Source organism: Rosenbergiella epipactidis (genome assembly GCF_018494055.1).
Classification (GTDB): Bacteria; Pseudomonadota; Gammaproteobacteria; order Enterobacterales; family Enterobacteriaceae; genus Rosenbergiella; species Rosenbergiella epipactidis.
The window spans coordinates 215,815-239,276 of record NZ_JABBFQ010000003.1 but is presented as its reverse complement, the minus strand read 5'-3'; the positions used below and the strand labels follow the sequence as shown (position 1 = coordinate 239,276).

General features: G+C 48.9%; 25 protein-coding genes. 11 read left to right on the top strand and 14 right to left on the bottom strand.

What is annotated here, in order from left to right:
• Positions 1–45: 45 nt before the first annotated feature.
• Both HGT71_RS06630 and HGT71_RS06625 read right to left on the bottom strand, forming a co-directional pair.
• Positions 46–480: a DUF2919 family protein gene (locus HGT71_RS06630; RefSeq protein ID WP_214217093.1), complete on the bottom strand. Its 435-nt coding sequence runs from the start codon at positions 478–480 to the stop codon at positions 46–48.
• A 9-nt stretch (positions 481–489) separates the two neighbouring features.
• Complete coding sequence (locus HGT71_RS06625) at positions 490–915, bottom strand: GNAT family acetyltransferase (RefSeq protein ID WP_048912396.1); 426 nt, start codon at positions 913–915, stop codon at positions 490–492.
• A gap of 173 nt (positions 916–1,088) precedes the next feature.
• Here HGT71_RS06625 and amiA point away from each other — a divergent pair, with 173 nt between their 5' ends.
• From amiA to ampH, 3 genes are all read left to right on the top strand, one after another.
• Positions 1,089–1,952, top strand: a complete 864-nt coding sequence (amiA, locus tag HGT71_RS06620; protein WP_214217092.1) for an N-acetylmuramoyl-L-alanine amidase AmiA — start codon at positions 1,089–1,091, stop codon at positions 1,950–1,952.
• 35 nt (positions 1,953–1,987) lie between these two features.
• Positions 1,988–2,896, top strand: coding sequence for an oxygen-dependent coproporphyrinogen oxidase (gene hemF / locus HGT71_RS06615; RefSeq protein WP_214217091.1), 909 nt, complete (start codon positions 1,988–1,990; stop codon positions 2,894–2,896).
• A gap of 128 nt (positions 2,897–3,024) precedes the next feature.
• Positions 3,025–4,176 (top strand): D-alanyl-D-alanine-carboxypeptidase/endopeptidase AmpH, encoded by a 1,152-nt coding sequence (gene ampH / locus HGT71_RS06610; RefSeq protein WP_214217090.1) that lies wholly within the window; start codon positions 3,025–3,027, stop codon positions 4,174–4,176.
• A gap of 81 nt (positions 4,177–4,257) precedes the next feature.
• Here the strand turns inward: ampH and ansP are convergent, their stop codons facing one another.
• A complete protein-coding gene (gene ansP, locus HGT71_RS06605; RefSeq protein WP_214217089.1) occupies positions 4,258–5,727 on the bottom strand; it encodes an L-asparagine permease in 1,470 nt (489 codons plus the stop codon).
• 375 nt (positions 5,728–6,102) lie between these two features.
• On the opposite strand from ansP, the gene HGT71_RS06600 reads away from it, so the two are divergent.
• From HGT71_RS06600 to HGT71_RS06590, 3 genes are read left to right on the top strand one after another with little or no spacing between them, the layout of a single operon-like run.
• The gene (locus HGT71_RS06600; RefSeq protein ID WP_214217088.1) at positions 6,103–6,483 is read left to right on the top strand and encodes an ArsC family reductase; all 381 of its coding nucleotides are present in this window, start codon (positions 6,103–6,105) and stop codon (positions 6,481–6,483) included.
• Position 6,484: 1 nt separating this feature from the next.
• The gene (gene dapE / locus HGT71_RS06595; RefSeq protein WP_214217087.1) at positions 6,485–7,612 is read left to right on the top strand and encodes a succinyl-diaminopimelate desuccinylase; all 1,128 of its coding nucleotides are present in this window, start codon (positions 6,485–6,487) and stop codon (positions 7,610–7,612) included.
• Between the two features lie 10 nt (positions 7,613–7,622).
• The gene (locus HGT71_RS06590) at positions 7,623–7,814 is read left to right on the top strand and encodes a YpfN family protein (RefSeq protein ID WP_048912403.1); all 192 of its coding nucleotides are present in this window, start codon (positions 7,623–7,625) and stop codon (positions 7,812–7,814) included.
• A 42-nt stretch (positions 7,815–7,856) separates the two neighbouring features.
• Here HGT71_RS06590 and ypfH read toward each other — a convergent pair whose 3' ends face one another.
• The 6 genes from ypfH to dapA form a co-directional block, all read right to left on the bottom strand.
• Positions 7,857–8,561 carry an esterase gene (gene ypfH / locus HGT71_RS06585; RefSeq protein WP_214217086.1) on the bottom strand — a complete coding sequence of 235 codons (705 nt, stop codon included), beginning with the start codon at positions 8,559–8,561 and terminating at the stop codon, positions 7,857–7,859.
• Positions 8,562–8,596: 35 nt separating this feature from the next.
• Positions 8,597–10,549, bottom strand: a complete 1,953-nt coding sequence (locus tag HGT71_RS06580; RefSeq protein ID WP_214217085.1) for a tRNA(Met) cytidine acetyltransferase TmcA — start codon at positions 10,547–10,549, stop codon at positions 8,597–8,599.
• Between the two features lie 6 nt (positions 10,550–10,555).
• Positions 10,556–11,428, bottom strand: a complete 873-nt coding sequence (ypfJ, locus tag HGT71_RS06575) for a KPN_02809 family neutral zinc metallopeptidase (protein ID WP_048912406.1) — start codon at positions 11,426–11,428, stop codon at positions 10,556–10,558.
• Between the two features lie 142 nt (positions 11,429–11,570).
• Positions 11,571–12,284 (bottom strand): phosphoribosylaminoimidazolesuccinocarboxamide synthase, encoded by a 714-nt coding sequence (gene purC, locus HGT71_RS06570; protein ID WP_048912407.1) that lies wholly within the window; start codon positions 12,282–12,284, stop codon positions 11,571–11,573.
• 143 nt (positions 12,285–12,427) lie between these two features.
• Positions 12,428–13,459, bottom strand: coding sequence for an outer membrane protein assembly factor BamC (gene bamC, locus HGT71_RS06565; protein WP_099824561.1), 1,032 nt, complete (start codon positions 13,457–13,459; stop codon positions 12,428–12,430).
• A 14-nt stretch (positions 13,460–13,473) separates the two neighbouring features.
• Complete coding sequence (dapA, locus tag HGT71_RS06560) at positions 13,474–14,352, bottom strand: 4-hydroxy-tetrahydrodipicolinate synthase (RefSeq protein ID WP_214217084.1); 879 nt, start codon at positions 14,350–14,352, stop codon at positions 13,474–13,476.
• Between the two features lie 142 nt (positions 14,353–14,494).
• On the opposite strand from dapA, the gene HGT71_RS06555 reads away from it, so the two are divergent.
• From HGT71_RS06555 to bepA, 3 genes are all read left to right on the top strand, one after another.
• Positions 14,495–15,043 (top strand): ACT domain-containing protein, encoded by a 549-nt coding sequence (locus HGT71_RS06555; RefSeq protein WP_210395116.1) that lies wholly within the window; start codon positions 14,495–14,497, stop codon positions 15,041–15,043.
• A gap of 154 nt (positions 15,044–15,197) precedes the next feature.
• Positions 15,198–15,665: a thioredoxin-dependent thiol peroxidase gene (gene bcp, locus HGT71_RS06550; protein WP_048912411.1), complete on the top strand. Its 468-nt coding sequence runs from the start codon at positions 15,198–15,200 to the stop codon at positions 15,663–15,665.
• Positions 15,665–17,152, top strand: a complete 1,488-nt coding sequence (gene bepA / locus HGT71_RS06545; RefSeq protein WP_214217083.1) for a beta-barrel assembly-enhancing protease — start codon at positions 15,665–15,667, stop codon at positions 17,150–17,152. The genes bcp and bepA overlap by 1 nt, the downstream gene beginning before the upstream one ends.
• Positions 17,153–17,293: 141 nt before the next feature.
• On the opposite strand, the gene HGT71_RS16000 is transcribed toward bepA, so the two are convergent.
• From HGT71_RS16000 to upp, 5 genes are all read right to left on the bottom strand, one after another.
• A complete protein-coding gene (locus HGT71_RS16000) occupies positions 17,294–17,605 on the bottom strand; it encodes a DUF805 domain-containing protein (RefSeq protein ID WP_214217082.1) in 312 nt (103 codons plus the stop codon).
• Positions 17,606–17,620: 15 nt separating this feature from the next.
• A complete protein-coding gene (locus tag HGT71_RS06535) occupies positions 17,621–18,193 on the bottom strand; it encodes a hypothetical protein (protein WP_214217081.1) in 573 nt (190 codons plus the stop codon).
• A 438-nt stretch (positions 18,194–18,631) separates the two neighbouring features.
• Positions 18,632–19,348: a DnaA inactivator Hda gene (hda, locus tag HGT71_RS06530; protein ID WP_099824570.1), complete on the bottom strand. Its 717-nt coding sequence runs from the start codon at positions 19,346–19,348 to the stop codon at positions 18,632–18,634.
• A gap of 116 nt (positions 19,349–19,464) precedes the next feature.
• A complete protein-coding gene (gene uraA / locus HGT71_RS06525) occupies positions 19,465–20,727 on the bottom strand; it encodes a uracil permease (RefSeq protein WP_214217080.1) in 1,263 nt (420 codons plus the stop codon).
• A 63-nt stretch (positions 20,728–20,790) separates the two neighbouring features.
• Positions 20,791–21,417 (bottom strand): uracil phosphoribosyltransferase, encoded by a 627-nt coding sequence (gene upp / locus HGT71_RS06520; protein WP_048912415.1) that lies wholly within the window; start codon positions 21,415–21,417, stop codon positions 20,791–20,793.
• A gap of 236 nt (positions 21,418–21,653) precedes the next feature.
• Here upp and purM point away from each other — a divergent pair, with 236 nt between their 5' ends.
• Complete coding sequence (gene purM, locus HGT71_RS06515) at positions 21,654–22,691, top strand: phosphoribosylformylglycinamidine cyclo-ligase (protein WP_048912416.1); 1,038 nt, start codon at positions 21,654–21,656, stop codon at positions 22,689–22,691.
• The gene (purN, locus tag HGT71_RS06510) at positions 22,688–23,332 is read left to right on the top strand and encodes a phosphoribosylglycinamide formyltransferase (RefSeq protein ID WP_214217079.1); all 645 of its coding nucleotides are present in this window, start codon (positions 22,688–22,690) and stop codon (positions 23,330–23,332) included. Before purM ends, purN begins: the two co-directional genes overlap by 4 nt.
• Positions 23,333–23,462 lie beyond the last annotated feature (130 nt).

Sequence of the window (23,462 nt, the reverse complement as noted above, 5' to 3'; positions counted from 1 at the left end):
ACTAGGAGTGATCTTCGAGTAAAAAGTTTACTGTAAACCGTTTTTTTATTGGATGAAACACCGTTTTAGGCGGCTCATCGTCAGTAACGCGGCTTCGGTTAATACATCAAATAAGGTCAAAATCAGTAACAACGGCGAGCTTTCTAACGCCATTTGGTTCCACTGACTCAGCTGCCAAGCGCAGAGCAACGCACCACCGATGAGTATACTGATACGACAAAGCCGCCAACTGCGGGGAAAGCGTTGACGGTAACCGCTTAACGCCATGCATAGCAGCGCGGGTAAGCCTAGGGCTAAACCAATATAAAACGTCGAGGGGTCCGGTACAAAAAGACGTAAGAGTGTATCGCCTTGTTGTCGTGAGGCCCCAGCCATAATCAGCAGTATCCACGCCCGGGCTTGATACAGCAAAATGGCCCATAGCAAAAAGGGTAAAGGGGCTGCTCCCCCCTCACCTTCGGTATCGAAATCTTCCATCATCGGTTGGAATTAATATTCACGGTCTTCAATTAACCGTTTACCGAGGCTGGTCACTTCATTAATTTCGTAATCCAGTTTTTCATAAAAACCCAGCACCAAGTCATTATCATCACGGATTTGCAGATTGAGCTTAGGGCAGCCTCGAGCAATCAATTTCTTTTCAAGACGATTCATCAACGCATTGGCAAAGCCACGGCCTTGATAATCAGGATGTACTGCAAGGTAATAGGCTGAACCCCGATGGCCGTCGTAGCCGCCCATCACACTGCCGACGATCTGCCCTGAGAGGACAACAACCAGAAAAAGGTCAGCATCGTGGCGTAATTTACGTTCGATATCGAGTTCGGGATCATTCCAAGGTCGTAGTAGGTCGCATCGCTCCCATAACGTAATAACCTCGTCGATATCTTGTTGTTCGAAAACACGAATTTCCATTTTTTGACCTCCCCTTGGCGAAAACACACCATTATGCGTGTGAGTGAGGGTGTTAGAAAAGGCAATACTCAGTAAAAGGCTGAAATATTTCAATGTTAGCAATATGGCTAATGTTATTATATAACCTAATTATTAATAGTAATTCTCATTAACTCTTCACGGATCTGAATCTAATGAAAAAATTGGCCTCACTGAAACAATTAGTCAATCGCCGCCAATTACTCTTTTCCGGTCTCGCGTTGGCAGTGCTTTCGCCACGCGCCGTACTGGCCGAAGAGTCGCGGATCCCGGTATCTCGTCAACGCCATTCGGCAGCAAAAAAGAGTCAATCGGGGAAATTTATTGTCATGCTAGACCCCGGCCATGGCGGTATCGACTCTGGCGCGGTCGGCGAAGAAGGCTCAATGGAAAAGCACGTGGTATTAGAAATTGCCAATACCGTCCGCCAGTTATTAAGCAGCCACCCGCATATCGAAGCGCGGTTAACCCGTGACAGTGACCATTTTATCCCACTTTATCAACGCGTCGAGATTGCTTCGCAACATGGTGCATCACTCTTTATGTCAATCCATGCCGATGGCTACACCGATCCTTCTGCGCGTGGCGCCTCGGTGTTCGCGCTCTCTAACCGCGGCGCGAGCAGTGCAATGGCACGGTATTTGTCTGATCGCGAAAATAATGCCGATGCCGTCGGTGGCCTTAAAGTGCAGCAGAAAGACCAATATTTACAGCAAATTTTATTCGACTTAGTTCAAACCGATACCATTAAAAATAGCCTGACACTGGGTAAACACGTCTTAGATACGATTCGTCCCGTGCACCACTTGCATAGTCAACACACTGAGCAAGCTGCGTTTGCCGTATTAAAGTCCCCCTCTATTCCCTCTGTATTAGTTGAAACCTCGTTTATCACTAATCCAAGTGAAGAGAAACTGCTCGGCACCACGGCTTTTCGTAAAAAAATTGCTGGGGCTATTTCTGATGGTATCGTCAACTTTTATAATGAACAGCAACGCCGTAACCGCCGAGTCAGTTGATTCACGTAATGTTCAACGAAGGTTGTAGAAATATCATGAGCACGCAAAGCATTGAGCAAGTAAAACAGTTCCTCCAATCGTTACAAGATACGATATGTCAACAATTGGCCGATCTCGATGGCCAAGCCTCCTTCCTCGAAGATGACTGGGTTCGTGAAGCAGGTGGTGGTGGGCGCACTCGCGTCCTCACCCAAGGAAAGTTGTTCGAGCAAGCGGGCGTCAATTTTTCCCACGTCTATGGCGACCAGATGCCGGCCTCAGCGACTGCGCATCGCCCCGAGTTAGCCGGACGCAGCTTTCAAGCTATGGGGGTATCGTTAGTCATTCACCCCAATAACCCCTATGTCCCGACCAGCCATGCCAACGTACGGTTTTTTATTGCTGAAAAACCCGGTGCTGAGCCAGTTTGGTGGTTTGGCGGAGGCTTTGATCTCACACCGTTTTACGGTTTTGAAGAAGATGCCCAACACTGGCATCAAACGGCAGCAGACCTGTGCCGCCCATTTGGTGAAGAGGTCTACCCACGTTATAAAAAATGGTGTGACGACTACTTCTTCTTACGCCATCGCAACGAGCAGCGCGGGATTGGGGGATTATTCTTTGACGATCTCAATTCGCCAAGTTTCGAGCACTGCTTCGCCTTTACGCGAGCAGTCGGCCTAGGCTTCTTAGAAGCTTATCTGCCTATTGTTAAGAAACGCCATACTACGCCTTACGGTGAACGCGAACGCCAATTCCAGCTTTACCGACGTGGGCGCTATGTCGAGTTCAATCTGCTGTGGGACCGCGGCACATTGTTTGGTATTCAAAGTGGTGGACGCACGGAATCGATCTTGATGTCGATGCCGCCGCTTGTCCGCTTCGAGTACGACTATCAAGCGCCCGCTGGCTCACCCGAAGCGACACTGACCGAGCATTTTTTAACGGTCCGTGACTGGCTATAAAACCACGGCTCGGTATCGCACGCCGAGCCATCACCATTGCTTATAAAAAGAAACATAATAGTTAATCCTTTTTCTAATAAGCATGGAGTAAACCCGCTATTATCATCACTGACTTTTATTCACTGTGTATGGACCGCTCTCCCTTGAAAAAACTAACATTAGCTCTCGTTGCAGCGCTTGTTCTCTCTGCAACCAGTACCAGCTTTGCTGCCCCGAGAGTCGCACCGCAAGTTAGCGCCGATATCGTGCAGCGCTATGCACAACAAATTTATCAACAAACCGCAGCGGCCAGCATGACGATGGTGGTGATTGATGGTAACCAGCACTATTTCACTAGTGCGGGAGAGACTCGGCGAGGAACCGGTGTTCGCCCGACGAAGGAGAGCGTTTTCCGCCTCGCTTCCATCAGTAAACTCTTTACCAGCGAAACCTTGGTTAAACTGGACCAACAGGGCGTGGTCAAGCTTTCCGATCCGCTCAGTAAATACACGCCTAAAGGAATGACGGTACCTTCTTTTCGCGGCTACACCATTAAGTTACAAAATCTTGCTACCCATACGGCAGGACTTCCCCGCGAAATGCCAGGCGGACGGGCAAATCGTCCTGTCTTTATCTGGCCAGAAAAATCTTCGCGCTGGCAGTGGTTACAGCATGCTAAGTTGAAAGCGATCCCCGGTACCGTTGCCGCGTACTCGAATTTAGGCTTCGACTACTTAGCTGATGCCCTGAGCCGTGCCAGCGGTAAGCCTTATCCTCAGTTAGTACAATCATTAATCACGCGTCCATTAGGAATGAAGGATACGACCTTCACCCCTTCTCCCGATCAATGCCGTCGATTAATCATTCCACGCGACCATGCTAGCCCTTGTAACAATACCCTTGCGGCTATTGGCAGTGGTGGCCTTTATTCAACGGCCGATGATATGGAACGCTGGATGCAGCAATTCCTATCCAGTTCAATCCGGCCTCGTTCTCCGCTCGCCAGCACCTTACAGCGCGTGGTCTATCCCCGCAGCCAATTAGTGCGAATGAACGGCATGGACGTTGCCGGTCCTGCCAGCGGATTAGGATTAGGCTGGGTCCATATGGATGCAATAGGTAGCCAACCGGCATTGGTCGAAAAAACGGGTGGCGGCGGCGGTTTCATGACCTATATCGTGATGGACCCACGCAGTAACGTCGGGGTCTTTATCGCAGTTGCTCGTGCACCAGGCAGTCACTTTACCCCTATGAGCCAAGGCGCTAACCAACTGGTGACGGCGTTAGTGAATAATCGTTAATAACAGAGATAAAAAAAACGGTGCCGTAATCTACGACACCGTTTTAACCTTCTGACTACCCAGCGTTAATCCCTGTTAGTCTTACTCTTCGTGATGCGCAGACATATGTTGCTGCTCACGCAATGACACTTCATGAACACGCTTACGTACGCCAAACCATCCGATAACAAGCAGAATGATAATCAGTGGTACGGAGGCAATGGTGTAAGTCCCGTTCGGGTAATCAAACGCCATCAATACCAAGACACTGGCTAAGAACAGTAGCGTCAACCAAGAGGTGAATGGCGCGCCTGGAAGCTTAAAGGAAATATCTTCCGCTTTACCTTCACGGATCGCTTTACGCAACCGCAGCTGGCATAGCACGATAAAGGCCCATGAGCTGATGATCCCCAGTGAGGCGAAGTTTAGAACGATTTCGAACACTTGGCTTGGCACGTAATAGTTGAGGACTACACCGAAGATATAGATCACTATCGTCGCGAGAATGCCCGCGTAAGGTACTTGCTGGCGACTCATTTTCGACATAAAGCGTGGTGCTGAACCGCCCATCGACATAGAACGTAAAATACGTCCAGTTGAATAGAGGCCCGAGTTAAGGCTCGATAATGCCGCCGTTAACACCACGATGTTCATGATGCTACCAATGTATGGCACGCCTAATTTACTGAAGAAGGTCACAAAAGGACTCTGACCCGCTTGATAGGCATTCCAAGGTAGTAATAGAACAAGTAAGACTACCGAACCGACGTAGAACAGGCCAATTCGCCAGATCACGCTATTAATCGCTTTCGGCACCATGATTTTAGGGTTTTTACACTCCCCTGCCGCCGTACCGACCAGTTCGATTGATGCGAAGGCAAACACCACCCCTTGCACTAAGACAAAGGCAGCCATAATCCCATGCGGGAAAAAGCCTCCATTATCAGAGATCAAGTGGAAGCCAGTCGTGTTACCGTCCAGTGGCTTGCCGCTTCCTAAGAAGACTACCCCCACGACTAAGAAGACCACGATGGCCAAGACTTTGATTAGGGAGAACCAGAATTCCATCTCCGCAAACCATTTAACGCCGACCATATTCATGGTGCCCACAATCGCGAGCGCACCTAATGCAATCACCCACTGTGGAATATCGCCAAAGGCTCCCCAGTAGTGCATATAGAGCGCAACCGCGGTGATATCCACGATGCCGGTCATTGCCCAGTTAACAAAGTACATCCAGCCCGCTACATAGGAGGCTTTCTCACCCATAAACTCACGAGCGTAAGAGACGAAACTGCCGCTTGATGGGCGATGCAGAACCAATTCCCCTAATGCGCGTAAGATAAAAAATGAGAAGATGCCACAAACTAAATAGACCAGTGCGAGGGCTGGACCCGCGAGTTGTAATCGTGCCCCTGCGCCGAGAAAAAGCCCGGTACCAATTGCTCCGCCAATTGCTATCATCTGTACTTGACGGTTGCCCATCTCCTTACGATATCCGGAGTCATGGGAGTTTAACCACTTACGTCTGGCGTGCTGTAAATCAGCCGCTGTTTTTTTTGTATTTTTCATAGGTTTCCTGTTTGTCCACTTCTACAGCTAATCCCCTCTACCGCATCAGCACAGGTAAATATTGGCGAATTTATCCAGAGGGTGATGAATCCTACCTGTAAGTCGCTGAATTCGTAAAGCCCTGTAAAGAATTAATCTACGTTACCGTTTGCTTTTTTAGGTAAAAATAAGGTTAATCCATTGATAAAACGAGATTTTTATTTATAAAAAGCTTTGTATAAATTCATGATGTTGTTCACAGTTCCCTCATTGACCAAAAAACGTCTTGAGATAATGGTTACCCACCCTCTAGAAGAGTAGAAAATACGGGCTAAATGCGGCATTATCCTTGATTAACCGTGATCTTTTGACTTAATAATTAGGTAGTACTGTCTCATGACTCAACAAACCGCGCCGACCCTTACCCTCTATGGTATTAAAACCTGTGACACCGTAAGAAAGGCACGCAAGTACCTCTCTGAACATCATTGTGAAGCCACTTATCATGATTTCCGCCAGCAAGGTTTAGACGAAGCCTTGCTGGACCAATTGATTGAAGGTCTTGGTATCAAGGCATTACTTAATACGCGAGGCACCACTTGGCGCACGCTTTCCGACGAGCAAAAGCAACGCGCTAGCGATCCGGCGGCGGCCCGTCAGATCATGCTTGAACACCCTGCTGTGATTAAACGTCCTGTGTTAGTCCGTGCGGATGGCGAGATGCTGGTAGGCTTTGATACTGCCGTGTGGTCAACGTTTATCCAAGGAGATCACTAATATGTTTTGCCCGGTTATCGAACTTGCACAACAACTGATTCGCTGTCCATCGTTAAGTCCCCACGATGCGGGCTGCCAAGCGTTACTTATCGCTCGCCTTGAAGCGATAGGCTTTCATATTGAGCCAATGCATTTTGGCGATACCCAAAATTTCTGGGCGACTCGGGGTCAAGGCCAAACTCTTGCTTTCGCCGGCCATACCGACGTCGTTCCCGTCGGCGATGAGCGCCAATGGATTAACCCGCCGTTTGAACCCGCGATTCGTGATGGACTGTTGTTTGGCCGCGGTGCCGCGGATATGAAAGGCTCCTTAGCCGCCATGGTGGTGGCCGCTGAACGCTTCGTAGAGCAACATCCTCACCATAGCGGACGGCTGGCTTTTTTGATCACCTCTGATGAAGAAGCAAGTGGTATCAACGGTACGGTCAAAGTTGTTGAGCAACTGATGGCGCGACAAGAGCGCGTGGAATATTGCTTAGTGGGTGAACCCTCAAGTACTGAGCGCGTCGGCGATGTGGTGAAAAACGGCCGCCGTGGGTCGATCACCGCCAACTTAACCGTACATGGCGTACAAGGGCATGTCGCGTACCCTCACCTTGCGGATAATCCCGTCCATCGTGCACTCCCTGCACTGCAGGAATTAGCGGCAACTGAGTGGGATCAAGGGAATGAATTTTTCCCACCGACCAGTATGCAAATCGCCAATATTCAGGCCGGTACCGGTAGTAATAACGTGATCCCGGGCGACTTATTCGCACAATTCAATTTCCGTTTTAGTACCGAACTCACCGACCAGCAAATTCGCGAAGCCGTCGCCAGCCTGCTTGATCGCCATCAGCTTCGTTATACCTTAGAGTGGAATTTATCCGGTCAACCCTTCCTGACAGCAAAAGGGGCATTAGTCGATGCTGTCGTCGACGCCGTTCAGCACTATAATGAAATTAAGCCAGAGTTACTCACGAATGGGGGAACCTCTGATGGACGTTTTATTGCCAGAATGGGGACTCAAGTCGTTGAGTTAGGGCCGGTGAATGCTACCATCCATAAAATTAATGAATGTGTCAGTGCAGCCGACCTCCAAACCCTCAGCCGGATGTATCAACGGATTATGCAGTTACTGCTGACCTAAGGAGCCTTACATGGAATGGGTTAAAGAGTATTGGTGGGTATTAATCATCCTATTTATGGTGGGATTATTGGTCAATGTGTATAAAGATTTGAAGCGCGTTGATGTCAAAAAATACTTAGATAATAAACCTAAGTTACCCCCGCATCGTGACTTTAACGACAAGTGGGATGACGAAGAGGATGACTGGCCGAAGAAAAAATAAGCCATTATTGATGGACTGCGGGCTCACCGCAGTCCATTTTCGTTAGATCATCGGGATCACATCGTCGTTATCCGGTGCCTGCCCTTGCGCAGCATCATCGAAATAACGTTGCGGGATGGTCTCTTTAAGATGTTTTAATGCGATAGCAATGCCCTGCTCATCGATCGCATGGGGTAACTGTTCAATAATATTCAGCGTCACATCCCCCCCGGCTTCATTTAGCCACTGCTCGGCATTAACCGCATGGATCAATGGGATCTGCTCATCATCCTCACCGTGAATCAGGTGAATAGTGGTATTCAGAGACGCCACGGTAGGCGCACTGTTGTAGCGACCACTGAATATAATCGCCCGCCCGGCTAATAATTCTTCACTTTTCAGCGCTTCAAGGATCATCACACTGCCTTGCGAAAAACCGATCAGTGCCGTCGCTTCTGGACTGACGCCGCACTGTTTTTGGCATTCACGAATCGTCTGAGTAAACAGCGGCAGAATCTGGTCGATCTTCTGCTGTGTCACTGTGGTTGAGGCATCTGGCACCTCGTCAACAAACCAGGCACAGCCACCTTGTGCAAGCGGAATAGGTGATCCGACGGATACCACAAAAGCGGCAGGAAAATCTTTGGCAAACCACTGGCCGATCTCAGCCATTGAACGCGGATCATCACCGCTGCGATGGAATAACACAAAAAGTTGTGGTTGCGGTCCACTGCCTTGCTGAACCATTACATAATCGATATGTGCCATAAATGACCTCTCTCTGGCAATCCATCCTGAGTCGGTTAACACGACGTATCAGGTAAAAGTGTTAAAAATTCTGCCGTTTCACGGCGTAATTGAACCAGCCACTGTTTACGACTCCAGCCAGCGGGAAGCTGTGGGGAATGTAAACAATGCTGTAAATATTGCCCAAATACTAAATGGGGATAGCATTGCCACGCCCGCCAAAGTGCGGGGAAGCTAACACTCAACGGACGATGCGCCTGCGCGAAGCCAACCAGTTCCTGATAATCGTCGGCAGAAAATAAAGGATCTCCACTGGATTGTTCATTTAGCGAGAGTTCTGGCGAATAACGCGCTTGCTGGATCGGCCAGTCTCGCTGAAAATGCGCCACGGCCTGCTCACATAACTGCTGCCCTGCCTCGGTAAGCGGAGCGATCGCCATGGCAGCATAACATCCGCTGCTCGCTTCACGTTGAGTCCCCATTCTTACCAGCTGGAAACCACAGCGCTGCCAAAACTGCCACAACGCTGGCGTATAGCCAAAGCTGACAGAAAGAAAATCCTTATCTTGGCTGCTCTGCCGTAACGCTGCAACCAACCGGTGGCCAATACCCTGACGGCGCAACGATTGACTGACTGCGATACGGCTAATTCGTCGACTTGCCAGCAACATCGCTTGGGGAAAACGACTGTGAGCGGCTAACGACTGTGCCACTAAATTACCACGAGGCCGCCTTTCGCCGCGCCATACTGCTTGGGCAAGTTCGGCTGACTGCTCACCTTCTTCTACCCACCCCAGCGCGCCATAACAGCACTGATCGTCGACCATTTGCCAGTAACCGCACTGTGGGGCATCCATCATACGACGTAAATCAATAGGCGTCGTACGATAGTGCGCGGATTGTAGCAGTTGAAATGTCGTCGTGGCTAACACCGGGTGCTGCTGCCAATCTTCTGGTTGATAGACGCGCAGTGACAGCTCGCAAGAGGGTTTCACCACCGATGCAGGACGATCGCGTAACACCAATAATCGTTCAATAAAGCTTTCCAGTGGATCGTGAGCCGAATAGCGCTGTGGCGTGGTCAGGGTATAATGCTTCGTCACTGCTCCCGATGCGGCAAATTTCAATAAAAAGCCCTGCCCGGTCCCTTCGTACCCTTCCGTCGTGGTCAGTAATAAACAGCGAGGAAAGCGGGCAATCAAAGCGTGTAGCTGAGGGGTCGGCAGCGATGCGGCTTCATCAATAATCAGCCACTGCCATGTGCCAGTATCCTCTGCCGCTAAGATGGCGTCAGGCGCCTGAAAATGGTAGTGCTCCCCCGCGTGACGCGCCATCACGGCCGTTGCCACTTTGGCAGGGCCCGTGATCAAACAAGGCGGTTCCAAGGCGGCTAACATTCCCCCTAAGGCGGATTTGCCGCGGCCCCGTGGCGCCGTCACACTGTAGTTACCCGCCGGCAACTGCCGTAACGCTTCAATAATCGCTTGCTGCGCTTGTCCACCTTGCGGCGTCCAATCGGGCATCATCAGTGGTGAGTCGGTTGGCGCTGGCTCGCCCTCACGCCAGATGAGGTGAGATCTATCACTAAGGAGTTGACGCCATAAATGGCGGTAAAAGATCGGTGTAGCAATCGGCTGTTGGCACTCCGCCCAACGCAGGCTATCGACATCGATCAGCGGCTGTTGTGCAGAGGATTCAGGTAACAGCAGAACCAGCCAACTGCCTGCCACTAAGGTGCCCGCCAGCGCCGCCAATGTCTCGAGGTGAAGACCTTGCGAGGCATCATAAATAGCATGTAGCCATTCCTGGCCGAGAAATTGCTGCGCACGCTGGGCGAGATACTCGTCAGCATGGCCGGTGGCCGCTGTGGCAACACGAAGCCAGTCACCGGGATACGCCGCTTGCCACTGTAATGTCGCCCTATCGCGAAATGGCTGTGAACCGCTTATCACACAAATGCGCCGCAACCCCTTGCGACGCATTTGTTCAGCGATAAACGCAGACTGCATACTCAACTACCCAGCAAAGGTATTACATTGGCCCGGTTCGCCGCTGTCGAATCCACGTTTAAACCAGCTGTAACGTTGCTGTGAGGTTCCGTGAGTAAAGCTATCCGGCACGACACGCCCTTGGCTTTGCTGTTGAAGCTTATCGTCACCGATGGCTTGTGCCGCATTTAAGGCTTCTTGCAGATCACCGGTTTCTAAAACATTTTTCTGCTGCATGTAATGGCCCCAGACCCCGGCAAAGCAGTCAGCTTGCAGTTCGAGTTTTACAGACAGACGATTGGCATCGGTTTGCGAGCCTTGCTGCATTTGTTGACGGACCTTGCTTTCAATCCCAAGAAGGTTTTGCACGTGGTGGCCGACTTCGTGCGCAATCACATAACCTTGTGCAAAGTCGCCGTCTGCGCCCAGCTTATTCTTCATCTCATCATAGAAAGAGAGATCGATATAAACAGTTTTGTCGGCGGGACAGTAGAACGGTCCCATAACGGATTGACCCGTGCCGCAGCCCGTGCGGGTGGCGTTACGGTACATCACTAATTTCGGCGCTTGATACTGCTTGCCCATCTTCTGGAAAATCTCGCCCCAGGTATCTTCTGTCGAGGCGAGGATCACTGAGGTAAATTTAGCGGCTTGAGCATCGTCGCTATTCGCGGGAGCTGGCGTGTGCGACTGGCTCACGGAGGTGCTTTGCCCACCACTGCCACCGAGTAGGGGAGTTAGGTCGTAACCATAGTAGCCAGCTACCACGACTACGATTAAGAGTACAATTCCGCCCTTACCTGCTGGGATACGAAAACCAGAACCCCCGCCAGTTGACGTTGGACTATCGCCACGACGGTCTTCTACATTGTCACTCTCTCTACGTCCTTGCCAACGCATAGCACACCTCTCCATCTCTATTATCGTATAATGATAAATAGTAATCGCAGTACGCGGAGATAACCAGTAGAAAAACTAAAGTTGCTGAAGGGGATGGGAAGGAAGGATAGCACTCGCCGAGGGGTAGCGAGTGCTCAAATCATTAGTCTAAGGTTACGCCAAGACGTTGAGCGACCACTTCATAGGCTTCTACCACGCCACCAAGGCTCTGACGGAAACGGTCTTTATCCATTTTATCTAATGTTTCTTTATCCCAAAGACGCGCGCCATCGGGGGAGAATTCATCACCCAGGACCACTTCGCCGTTGAACAGTCCAAACTCAAGCTTGAAATCGACCAGAATCAGACCCGCTTGGTCAAATAAGTCGGTCAGTACTTGGTTGGCTTTCAGCGTCAATTCACGCATACGCGCTAGATGTTCAGGGCTGACCCAGCCAAAAGTGACACAATAGGATTCGTTGATCATCGGATCATGATGAGCATCATCTTTCAGGAAGAGGTCGAACAGCGGTGGCGTTAATACCCGCCCTTCTTCTACGCCTAAACGCTTGACCAATGAGCCTGCTGCGCGGTTACGGACAACGCATTCCACAGGCACCATATCGAGTTTTTTCACAAGGGCTTCAGTGTCTGACAGTAACGCTTCCATCTGCGTTGGGATACCGGCTTGTGCTAATTTTTCCATGATAAAATGGTTAAATTTATTATTGACCATTCCTTTACGGTCAAACTGCTCAATACGCGCTCCGTCTCCGGCTGATGTATCATTGCGGAATTCCAGAATTAGCAGGTCCGGGTTCTCGGTGCTATACACTGTTTTTGCTTTTCCGCGATACAGCTCAGCTTGCTTTTGCATCTTGTTAACTCCACTCATGGTCGACTCTGAAAATGACTCTGCGCAGCGTCTGAATCTATCACTACGCAATCGTTTACCTTGCTGGGCGCTATTATGCCAAAATTAAATAAAAAAAGGCCGGAAATTTCCGGCCTATGACATATTTATTTATTAAAGGCGGCTTGTAACACAGCGACCAACGCATCATTTTGCGATTGCGTGAGGATATGCCCTTTAGGATCGATAAACTGCAGGCTACTGCGGTTATCCAGATCACCCACTTGCAGTTTATATTTACCTTCTGCTAGCTCAGGATCTTTCGCTCCCAGTGCGGCCCATTGGCTGCTGCTCAGATCACTGTAGCTCAGCTGCAAGCTACCGTCTGCACGGTTGCTGTCAGAAATCGTCATACCCGCAAGCGGCAACGCTTTAGGCAGACGCTGCCACGTCACATCAAAAGGTGCACGCACGATTAAGTTAGGTAACCCTGTCTCATCGGCACCGCTTTGTACATCAACACTGCCAGCGCGATTAGCCGCTGCCGCGTTCAGACGATCAGTTTCTGCGGTATTCAGCTGCGCTGAGATATCGTTAAGTAACTGAGCGGTGTAACGCTGAATTTCAGTGTTGCTGGTGACCGCTTGGCCTTTCTGTTCTAAGGCAATTGGCTTAACCATCAAGGTTTGCTCATAGCCTTGAGCGACGACTGCAACCTGGTAGCGACCACGGTATTGGTGATCTTCGTCTTGGCGGTTCCAAGAAATCCAATCAGTGGTGAGTTGCTGACGAGCATCATCTTGTTGAGCAATGGCAAATTTGTTCGCTTGCAGCGCCGCGACCGTTTGCCCCCATAAAGAGCTTCCCGTATTGGCAATTTGCAACATCCCGGTGGTGCCTTGGAATTGCGCACGGCTACCGTTCAGCAAAGACAGAGCCTGAACCGGTGGGCGAATATCTAATTGCTTACCAACTGCCCCTTGCGCACGTCCTTGCGGAACGGCATAGTTTGCGGATTCGAGCGGTAGAATCATTCCCTGAGGAACATTCAATTGGCTCAGTGCTGGCGCATCGAGATATTCTTCATTGCCATTCACTTCGCGCTTGTAGTGTTGATCATGCGAACAACCCGCTAATAGCATTGCGACGGATAATCCAGCAACCTTTACTACCGCCGAATTTTTAACTGAGTAAGCCATTAAATCTCCCTAACTTATCGCAGTCCTGCATCACGAATCGCCTGTAACAGTATCGGCTCTGAAGTTGCCGATAACGGTGTCATAGGCAGACGCAAGGTATCATTTGCGATCAATCCCAGCTGTTTAGCCACCCATTTCACTGGGATAGGATTTGGTTCATAAAATAAGTGCTGATGAAGCGCCATGAGTCGTTGGTTTAAGGCACGTGCCTCAGTAAATTGTCCCGTGGCAGCCAGTGCACAGAGTTGTGCCATTTCCCGTGCCGCCACATTCGAGGTTACTGAAATAACGCCCTGCCCCCCCAACTGCATAAAGTCTAACGCTGTTTCATCATCACCACTAAGTAAAATAAAATCTTCTTTGGTCAACGCTTGGATCTGACTAACGCGAGATAAGTTCCCTGTCGCCTCTTTAATTCCGATAATATTTTTTATTTCGGCAAGACGTGCGACCGTTTCAGGCAACATATCACAGCCTGTCCGCCCGGGCACATTATAGAGTAATTGCGGTAAATCGGTACTCTGTGCAATCGCTTTAAAATGTTGGAAAATGCCCTCTTGCGTTGGACGGTTATAATAAGGCACAACGGTCAAACAGCCAACTACGCCGCTTTTTTCGAGACGCTGTGTCAACGCGATGCCTTCAGCGGTAGCATTCGTACCGGTTCCAGCAATAACTGGGATACGTCCGTCTGCCAATTCGACGGTACGCAAGACAACGTCGATATGCTCGTCGTGGGTTAAGGTTGCCGATTCACCTGTCGTGCCAACGGCAACGATCGCAGAAGTGCCACTATCAATGTGGTAATCGATTAATTTTTTAAGGCTGCTCTCACAAACTTGCTCGTTTTCGTCCATCGGTGTGACGAGTGCAACAATACTTCCGGTAAACATAGCTATCCCCTCATTTCCCAAGGTCTTCATGGTAAGGTGTCAATCACACTAAAAGCAAGACAGTGAATGCACTCAACTGCTTGTCAGCAGTTTTTTTTATGTTTACCTTAAGATAATTAGTAAAACATTGGGAAATATCACATTGTCATCCTCACCTGTGCATTTAGTCATCACCGCACTCGGCAGCGACCGGGCGGGAATCGTCAATACTATCACCCGCCATGTTAGCCAATGTGGCTGTAATATCGAAGATAGCCGACTGGCTCTACTGGGCGGGGAGTTTACTTTTGTGATGTTGCTGTCTGGCTCGGCTAATGCCATCAACATGATCGAATCGACCTTGCCGATTAAAGGCGCGGAACTGGAATTATTAATCGTGATGAAGCGCACCCCTACGGGCTCCACGCCAGTGCGTCATGAAGGCTTTTCACTTGCCGTCGAAGTCCCTGACTCGCCTCGTATTATTGAACGCTTTACCGCGCTGCTTACCCATCATCGTATGCATATCGCGGAATTAATGACCCGCGCCCAGCCCGGTACCCCAGCGATGCTCTCGATTCGAATCCACGCTTATGGCAGTTCGGCTCAAGCCTTGGCAGATTTGGAGAAAAATTTTCAGCAGCTTTGCATTGAGTTATCGGCACAGGGAACGTTGCAAGCCGATGGCCGGCAAGATACCGAACGACTTTAACGCGCTCTTTCTGTAGTAACACGCATAATTAACTTGAAAGCAGATAAAATTAGGCTCTATCCTTACGATTGAAAAAACCGTTTTCCGCCGTAATCTAGTAGTAGAAACTGATCGTTAACATCAGTATTAGGCAAACAATGATTGGAGATGACGTATGGCCCTTTTAACTGTAGGCGATACCGCGCCGCAATTTACTTTACTCGACCAAGATGGCGAAGAGGTGAGTTTATCTGACTTTAGTGGTGAGCGTGTTCTCGTCTACTTTTATCCTAAGGCAATGACGCCGGGTTGTACCGTACAAGCCTGTGGTCTGCGGGATAATATGTCATCATTAAAAAGTGCTGGCGTACAGGTATTAGGCATCAGCACAGACAAACCCGAGAAATTATCGCGCTTTGCCGAGAAAGAGTTGCTGAACTTCACCCTATTGTCCGACGAAGATCATAAAGTCTGCGAAGCTTTTGGCGTTTGGGGTGAGAAAAGCTTTATGGGGAAAACCTACGACGGCATCCACCGCGTAAGCTTCTTGATCGATGGCAAAGGACAGGTTGAAAAAGTTTTTGATAATTTCAAAACATCGAACCACCATGATATCGTTTTAGACTACGTACAAACGCATTAATGACGGTGTTCCAGCGGGGAGGCGCAGTGGCTTTATTCAATAAGAAGCTGGTCACAACAGTGATCGCTGCGTTACTCAGCTGGAACAGTGTTGCCAGGGCAGACGTAACCGATACCTTGCCCGATATGGGCACCACCGCCGGTGAAACCCTATCCATCAATCAAGAACTGCAAATGGGCGATTTCTACGTCCGACAATTACGCGGTAGCGCACCACTTATCGATGACCCATTACTTACCCAATATATTAACGGCTTAGGTCAACGATTGGTCGCCCATGCTTGGTCGGTAAAGACTCCTTTCCATTTCTTTCTTATCCAAAACGATAAACTTAATGCCTTCGCCTTTTTTGGTGGCAACGTTGTCTTACACTCTGCCCTTTTCCGCTACACCGATAATGAGAGCCAGTTAGCATCGGTGATGGCCCATGAAATTTCGCATGTCACTCAGCGTCATTTAGCGCGAGCGATGGCGGACCAAAAAAGTAATGCGCCATTAACTTGGGTAGGCGCGCTAGGCTCGATTCTATTGGCGATGGCTAACCCACAAGTCGGTATGGCAGCCTTAACGGGCACGCTCGCCGGGTCCCAGCAGGGTATGATTAGTTTTACCCAAGAAAATGAACGAGAAGCCGATCGCATCGGTTTACAAGTTTTACAGCGTGCAGGCTTCGATCCACAAGCGATGCCTGATTTCCTTCAAAAATTGGCCGACCAAACGCGCTATTCTACTGCTCCGCCAGAGATTTTACTGACTCACCCCTTACCAGACAGCCGACTCGCCGATGCACGTAACCGTGCTAACCAGATGCCGCATCGGATACTCCAATCCTCTCAAGGGTTTTATTTTGCTAAGGTCAGGATTCTGGCGATGTATGCATCAGAACGTGAAAATGGCCTTTTAAACGATCTGTTAAGCCAATACGAAAAGGGTAATAGTCGCGAAAAATTAGCGGCAACCTATGGCCGTGCGGTGATGTTTATGCAGGCAAAAAGTTACGATAATGCCCAACGTTTAGTCACACAGTTACTCAGCCAACAACCGGCCAACCCTTGGTTTCTCGACTTAGCGACCGACGTTAATATCGGCCTGAAACACCCCGACCAAGCCGTGAAATTATTAACGGCAGCCTCCGCGGATCAGACTAACCCCGTCATCAGCGTTAACCTAGCCAATGCCTATCTCGAGGCTAAACGCCCCGCTGATGCCCTTAAGGTGTTGAATCGCTATACATGGAATTATCCAGATGATCCTATTGGGTGGGATTTAATGGTGAAGGCCACGGGTGATTTAGGGATGACCAACGAACAGCGCTTTGCCCAAGCCCAAGGATTAGCCCTCAGCGGTCAGATTGACCAAGCGATTAGAGCCTTAAGCGATGCTAGCGGTCAAGAGAAGACCGGCAGCCTCGCCCAACAACGCTATGATGCGCGTATCGATCAACTGCGGTTATTACAGCAGCGCTTCAGGCAATATCAGAAAGGGTAATGGCACGGGTTTGTTCAATTAACAACTCTGTATTTAGCTATCCCTCTTAACTTCCCCTATAACCCGTGCCGATCTTTTTCATTAACGTCTAAGCCTTTCAAGCAGAAAAAGAGAGAATAACGATTTGTTAATGTCTTGGCGCTATTTATCAACTGTTTTTGGAAAACAGAGAAAAATAAAAAATAAATAGGGAATAAAAAAAACCAAAAGGATTATCCAGTGTGAATACCCTGCATCATTAATTCTTCGACTGGCTAAAGATATAAGGGGGAGTAAAAAAAATAATAAGGGTAATAGAGAGATCTTATTCAGCGTGGAGGTGTGAGTGTTTAGGTAGAGCGCAAACCAAGAGGATTGAAGGAGTAAAAAGAGCGTATAGACTCCCCTATCTTCAACCCCCTGATAACTAAACGTCCGTTTGTAACATCGTAAAACTGCCAGTAACCGTTGCATAAGAGTCTCAAGCATTTATTTTAATTGAGTCAATGCTCTCATCAGCGATGGAAGCTCGTTAATAGGGTCAATGAATTTAATCTGTTTCGTGTGACTATCGTATTTTGCGGCACAAATAGGATCACCCCTCCCTCCATTATCTTTTATAAACCTCGCTTCCAGACGCTTGTAAAGTAGTATAGTTGGATTTGGATCAGTTCCGTAAGCGAATAAGTTTCCGGTAGGGATTCTATAATTTTCCATTATAAATCTTGGAAGAATTTTTTCATGAATACCTGGTAAGCTCAAGGGTGAGGTAAAGATTATTGAACCAGAGTAATCTAGTGAAAAGAGTGCCGAATTATCTAACGAAGGATTCTTAACTAATGGGTGACCAGAGAATATTTTAACCCTTTGCCATAAAGAGAGTGTCGAGGTATCAATTTTTTGACCATCGAGGTAGACATCTACCTTTTTATAGAGTTGGTAAACAACTCTATGCACTTGGGTATTTGACATTCCAATATTGTTCCATTTTGGGCTCAAGAAATCATACAACCTCTCTACAATAATGTATATTCCAGTCCCAGTAAAATTGCCAATTTCCATAAAGAATTCCTTCTCCATTAGGGAGATAAGGAATACTATTCTAATTAATAACCTAAACCAAGCACCAACCTCTCAAATCTTATCATTATGGAATTAACACCAACGCCCAGAAATATTCTTAAAAAACTCAGATTAACTATTAATTGAGTGATGGAAAATAAATTAGAAAATTAATTAATACCTTTATATTTATTTATAGATGGCCAGTTTCTAAATTATACTTCTTTCGATTATTAAAAAAGGTAGAATTTTTAGTACGAATATTTATTAAGCTCAATACAAGCGGCGCAAGGATCGTTATTGTAGGGGAAAAGTGAAACTCTCGGTAATTACAGGATCATCATAAAGATTCCCTTTCTAAGGAGCCTTTTCTGCCATCCTGTAGGTTGAATACTGATAAACGATAACACGTCAGAGTTTGTATATATGCTTTGCCGCCTAAAGTCCGAGCGCCTCTTTCACAAAGGGAATCGTTAATTTACGTTGCAGACGGATGGAAGCGCGATCGAGTTGATCAAGGGTTTCAAACAGCGTTCGCATTTCACGATCAAGGCGTTTAATAAGAAATCGTCCAACATCTTCCGGAAGCTCAAAACCACGGATCCCAGCACGCTTTTGCAGGGCGAGGACTTTTTCATCGTCATTAAGCGGTTGTAACCAGTAGATCTGTCCCCAATCTAGGCGGGAAGCCAAATCGGGCAGTTGTAGATCAAGTTGCCGAGGCGGCGCATTACCGCTAATCAGTAGCCGCGTTTTACCCACCTCAAGAATACGGTTATAGAGATTAAAGATCGCCATCTCCCACTCCTCATCCCCAGCTATACAGTGAATATTATCAATACACACCAAGGCGAGTTGCTCCATCCCCTCCAGCACTTCAGGCGAGAACCACGTCCGTTTATCCAGTGGAACGTATCCGACAGCCTGCTCACGCGCCGATAACTCACTGCAGGCGGCATGCATTAAATGACTGCGCCCTGCCCCCTCTCGCGACCAGAAGTAGATGTATCCCCCCTGAGGCTGATTCAGTACCGTTGTCATCGACGCAAGTAATGCGGAATTTGACCCGGGCCAAAAACTGGAAAAGGTTTCATCATCAGGTAGATAGAGTGGTAAAGAGAGTTGTGCTGGCGTGTTCAGAATAACCTCAATAATGGGAGCCAGTTAAAATCCCAGCCAGTTTAGCATAGATTTTGGCAAGTGTTGAATGGCCGAGATCACTGTTCGATCTTAGGCTACATGGGGGAGGCCACTCACCTCCCCCTGTTTCACTACTCTTCCACCGCTGCTTCAGGTAACCAGCGTTCGATAAGATAGAAAATCAGGCTTAATACGATACCGACGATCGTTGCTAAGGCCATGCCTTTCAGTTCGGCTGCACCGATATGAATCGAGGCACCACTCACCCCGACAATAAGAATAATTGCAGTAAGGATGAGGTTTTTAGCTTTACTGTAGTCGACTTTCGCATCAATCAATACCCGGATGCCGGAGGCACCAATCACCCCATACAGCAGTAGTGAAACACCGCCCATTACTGGAACAGGAATGGCTTGAATAATCGCCGCCAGCTTACCGACACAAGATAGCGCAATCGCCATGATCGCTGCCCCGCCGATCACCCAGGTACTATAAACTCGGGTAATCGCCATCACACCGATATTTTCACCGTAAGTGGTGTTCGGGGTTGAACCGAAGAAACCGGAAAAGAGCGTTGACAGGCCGTTCGCTAGCATGGAACGGTGTAGGCCGGGGTCCCGGATCAGATCCCGTTTAACGATATTCGCCGTGACCACCAGATGGCCGACATGTTCGGCAATCACCACCAGCGCGGCAGGCAGTATGGTGAGGATAGCGACCCACTCAAAACGCGGCTGATAAAAGGTCGGTAAGGCAAACCATGCCGCATGTTCAACCGGCTGCCAATCAACCATACCTAGACTGGCCGCGACGGCATAACCGGCTACCACCCCAATCAAAATAGGGATAATGGCCAGAAAGCCTCGGAACAGTACGGCACCAAATACCGTAACCCCTAAGGTAATCATCGAGACGATAAGAGTATGGCTATCACTCACTGCCCCCGCTTCGGTCACTAATCCGGCCATTTTCGCCGCAACACCGGCTAACTCAAGACCGATCACGGCAATAATCGCCCCCATGGCCGCAGGTGGGAATAAAACGTCTAACCAGCGCGTGCCCGCGAACTTAACAATCAGACCGACTAAGCAGAATAATGCACCACAGGCGATAAAGCCCCCTAGCGCCACCTCATAACCTTGTGGAAGCAGTAAGAGTACGGGTGAGATAAAGGCGAAACTCGAGCCCAGATAGGCGGGGATTTTCCCCTTACAGATAAAAAGATAGAGCAGTGTGCCGATTCCATTAAATAGCAAAATTGTTGCTGGGTTAACATGAAATAATACCGGCACCAGCACGGTCGATCCAAACATCGCAAAAAGATGCTGTAGGCTTAGAGGAAGCGTTTGGTGCAGCGGCAAACGCTCATCGACTTCAATAGTACGACGACGCATAGTAACTCCCTGAAAAAGACATAAAAAAACCGACCATTGGGTCGGCATTAAAGAATAGTGCGCTTATTTAGTACCAAAAATTTTATCGCCTGCATCACCCAATCCTGGAATGATGTAGCCGTGCGCATCAAGACCTTGGTCGATAGACGCTGTATACAGCTCCACATCGGGATGGGCCGCTTCCAACGCAGCAATCCCTTCCGGTGCTGCCACAAGAACCAAGACTTTGATCGCTTGGCAACCAGACTGCTTCAGTAAATCGATCGTCGCAATCATCGAGCCGCCTGTCGCCAGCATTGGATCGACGACTAATGCCATCCGTTCATCCATATTAGAGGCAAGTTTTTGAAAGTAAGGCACTGGCTCAAGGGTTTTCTCGTCACGGTATACGCCAACCACACTGATCCTTGCGCTCGGAACATGCTCTAAGACCCCTTCCATCATGCCCAGTCCGGCACGCAGAATAGGGACAACGGTAATCTTTTTCCCTTTAATTTGCTCGATCTCGACGGGGCCATTCCAGCCATCAACCGTCACCACTTCCGTTTCAAGGGTGGCGGTCGCTTCGTAGGTTAATAAGCTGCCGACTTCAGAAGCCAACTCGCGAAAACGCTTAGTGCTGATCTCATTCTCGCGCATTAATCCGAGTTTATGTCTTACCAGTGGGTGTTTTACTTCAACGATTTTCATCTTTTCTCCCCGAGCTAAAAAAAATATACTGCAAAAAAATCGTCGAATTATACCGCTTTTAAGCCCTGGGCGGTATGCTTACGGCGAAAAATAGCCGGTTTCGCTGAGAGGAGATTCTTATCTTGTCTGCTTCTTACACTTCCGGCGAAACTGAGGCTCGCAAACGTTTGCGACGACTGTTAGAATAGCCCCGCTCTCATTTTACTACCAACCGCAAATCGCGTGGGGATTCTGCAGTGACCGATAAAACCACTCTTAGTTATAAAGACGCCGGTGTTGATATTGATGCTGGAAATGCACTGGTCGATCGAATTAAAGGTGTTGTGAAAAAGACTCGCCGTCCTGAAGTCATGGGCGGATTAGGCGGATTTGGTGCGCTGTGTTCATTGCCAACCAAGTACCGCGAACCGGTATTAGTCTCTGGAACGGATGGCGTGGGAACCAAACTACGCTTAGCGATGGACTTAGGCCGTCACGATACTATCGGTATTGATCTGGTCGCGATGTGCGTCAACGATCTGGTGGTACAAGGAGCCGAACCGCTCTTTTTCTTAGATTACTATGCTACCGGAAAACTCGATGTCGAGACTGCCGCGTCAGTTATCACCGGTATTGCTGAAGGGTGCCAACAATCAGGCTGCGCACTGGTTGGCGGAGAAACCGCTGAAATGCCAGGAATGTATCACGGTGATGATTACGACGTAGCTGGATTTTGTGTCGGAGTCGTTGAGAAATCTGAAATCATCGATGGCACTAAAGTGGGTGCGGGCGATGCATTAATCGCTCTTGGGTCAAGTGGTCCACACTCTAATGGCTACTCACTGGTAAGAAAAATTCTGGAAGTGAGCAAGACCGATCCCCTCACCGAGCAACTGAACGGTCAATCCTTAGCCGATCATCTTTTAGCGCCGACACGTATTTACGTTAAAAATACCCTCGCGCTGATCGAAAAATTCGATATCCATGCTATCGCTCACCTAACCGGTGGCGGCTTCTGGGAAAATATTCCTCGCGTGCTGCCTGAAAATACGCAAGCCGTCATTGATGAAAGCAGCTGGCAATGGCCGGCCGTTTTTGAATGGTTACAAAAAGCAGGCAATGTGAGCCGTCACGAAATGTACCGTACCTTTAACTGCGGCGTCGGCATGATCATTGCCCTTCCTGCGGCAGAAGCCGAGGCAGCTATCGCTTACCTACAAGAACTCGGTGAGAACGCCTGGAAGATTGGCCATATCACCGAAGGCGGCGAAACTGAGCAGGTCGTTATTGCATGAAACGAATTGTTGTCCTGATCTCCGGATCAGGCTCCAACTTGCAAGCCATTATTGATGCCTGCCAACTCGGCAGGCTCAAAGCTGAGATTGTCGCGGTATTGAGTAATAAGGCCGAGGCTTATGGCTTACAGCGCGCGCAGCAGGCCGGTATCGCTACAGCAAGCCTCGCTATCGCTGACTATGCGGATCGTGACGCTTTCGACCAAGCCTTACTGCAACAGATCGATAGTTATCAGCCGGACTTAGTGGTACTTGCAGGGTATATGCGTATCTTAAGTGCACCGTTTGTCACGCACTATCGAGGCCGACTGCTCAATATCCATCCCTCATTACTCCCTAAATACCCTGGCTTGCATACGCATCGACGGGCGATAGAGAACGGTGATAGCCACCATGGGGCCAGTGTTCATTTCGTCACTGAACAACTCGATGGCGGGCCGGTGATTCTACAAGCATCCATCCCTGTGCTGCCTAGCGACACTGAACAGGATCTCGCCACCCGTTTGTTGAGCCAAGAGCACCTGATCTATCCGCAGGTTATTCAGTGGTGGGTTGAGGGACGCGTGAACTTAAGAGATGACCAAGCTTGGTTTGATGGTGAACCGCTAGGTGTTTCGGGAGCGAATGCGACTCCCAATTAAGTCGATGCCTAAGGCAATCATCTTGATCTCACTGCACCCCTATACTGAGAAGTCAGATTGGGGTGTTTTTTTAGAACGTTATGACTAAGCTTAAAAAAACTGAGCCCCAAAAACAGCACTCAGTCTTAAT

Excerpts from the sequence above, each read along its gene's own strand:
- HGT71_RS06630 (WP_214217093.1), bottom strand. The coding sequence starts at position 480 with ATGATGGAAGATTTCGATACCGAAGGTGAGGGGGGAGCAGCCCCTTTA.
- HGT71_RS06625 (WP_048912396.1), bottom strand. The coding sequence starts at position 915 with ATGGAAATTCGTGTTTTCGAACAACAAGATATCGACGAGGTTATTACG.
- amiA (WP_214217092.1), top strand. The coding sequence starts at position 1,089 with ATGAAAAAATTGGCCTCACTGAAACAATTAGTCAATCGCCGCCAATTA.
- hemF (WP_214217091.1), top strand. The coding sequence starts at position 1,988 with ATGAGCACGCAAAGCATTGAGCAAGTAAAACAGTTCCTCCAATCGTTA.
- ampH (WP_214217090.1), top strand. The coding sequence starts at position 3,025 with ATGGACCGCTCTCCCTTGAAAAAACTAACATTAGCTCTCGTTGCAGCG.
- ansP (WP_214217089.1), bottom strand. The coding sequence starts at position 5,727 with ATGAAAAATACAAAAAAAACAGCGGCTGATTTACAGCACGCCAGACGT.
- HGT71_RS06600 (WP_214217088.1), top strand. The coding sequence starts at position 6,103 with ATGACTCAACAAACCGCGCCGACCCTTACCCTCTATGGTATTAAAACC.
- dapE (WP_214217087.1), top strand. The coding sequence starts at position 6,485 with ATGTTTTGCCCGGTTATCGAACTTGCACAACAACTGATTCGCTGTCCA.
- HGT71_RS06590 (WP_048912403.1), top strand. The coding sequence starts at position 7,623 with ATGGAATGGGTTAAAGAGTATTGGTGGGTATTAATCATCCTATTTATG.
- ypfH (WP_214217086.1), bottom strand. The coding sequence starts at position 8,561 with ATGGCACATATCGATTATGTAATGGTTCAGCAAGGCAGTGGACCGCAA.
- HGT71_RS06580 (WP_214217085.1), bottom strand. The coding sequence starts at position 10,549 with ATGCAGTCTGCGTTTATCGCTGAACAAATGCGTCGCAAGGGGTTGCGG.
- ypfJ (WP_048912406.1), bottom strand. The coding sequence starts at position 11,428 with ATGCGTTGGCAAGGACGTAGAGAGAGTGACAATGTAGAAGACCGTCGT.
- purC (WP_048912407.1), bottom strand. The coding sequence starts at position 12,284 with ATGCAAAAGCAAGCTGAGCTGTATCGCGGAAAAGCAAAAACAGTGTAT.
- bamC (WP_099824561.1), bottom strand. The coding sequence starts at position 13,459 with ATGGCTTACTCAGTTAAAAATTCGGCGGTAGTAAAGGTTGCTGGATTA.
- dapA (WP_214217084.1), bottom strand. The coding sequence starts at position 14,352 with ATGTTTACCGGAAGTATTGTTGCACTCGTCACACCGATGGACGAAAAC.
- bcp (WP_048912411.1), top strand. The coding sequence starts at position 15,198 with ATGGCCCTTTTAACTGTAGGCGATACCGCGCCGCAATTTACTTTACTC.
- bepA (WP_214217083.1), top strand. The coding sequence starts at position 15,665 with ATGACGGTGTTCCAGCGGGGAGGCGCAGTGGCTTTATTCAATAAGAAG.
- HGT71_RS16000 (WP_214217082.1), bottom strand. The coding sequence starts at position 17,605 with ATGCAACGGTTACTGGCAGTTTTACGATGTTACAAACGGACGTTTAGT.
- HGT71_RS06535 (WP_214217081.1), bottom strand. The coding sequence starts at position 18,193 with ATGGAAATTGGCAATTTTACTGGGACTGGAATATACATTATTGTAGAG.
- uraA (WP_214217080.1), bottom strand. The coding sequence starts at position 20,727 with ATGCGTCGTCGTACTATTGAAGTCGATGAGCGTTTGCCGCTGCACCAA.
- upp (WP_048912415.1), bottom strand. The coding sequence starts at position 21,417 with ATGAAAATCGTTGAAGTAAAACACCCACTGGTAAGACATAAACTCGGA.
- purN (WP_214217079.1), top strand. The coding sequence starts at position 22,688 with ATGAAACGAATTGTTGTCCTGATCTCCGGATCAGGCTCCAACTTGCAA.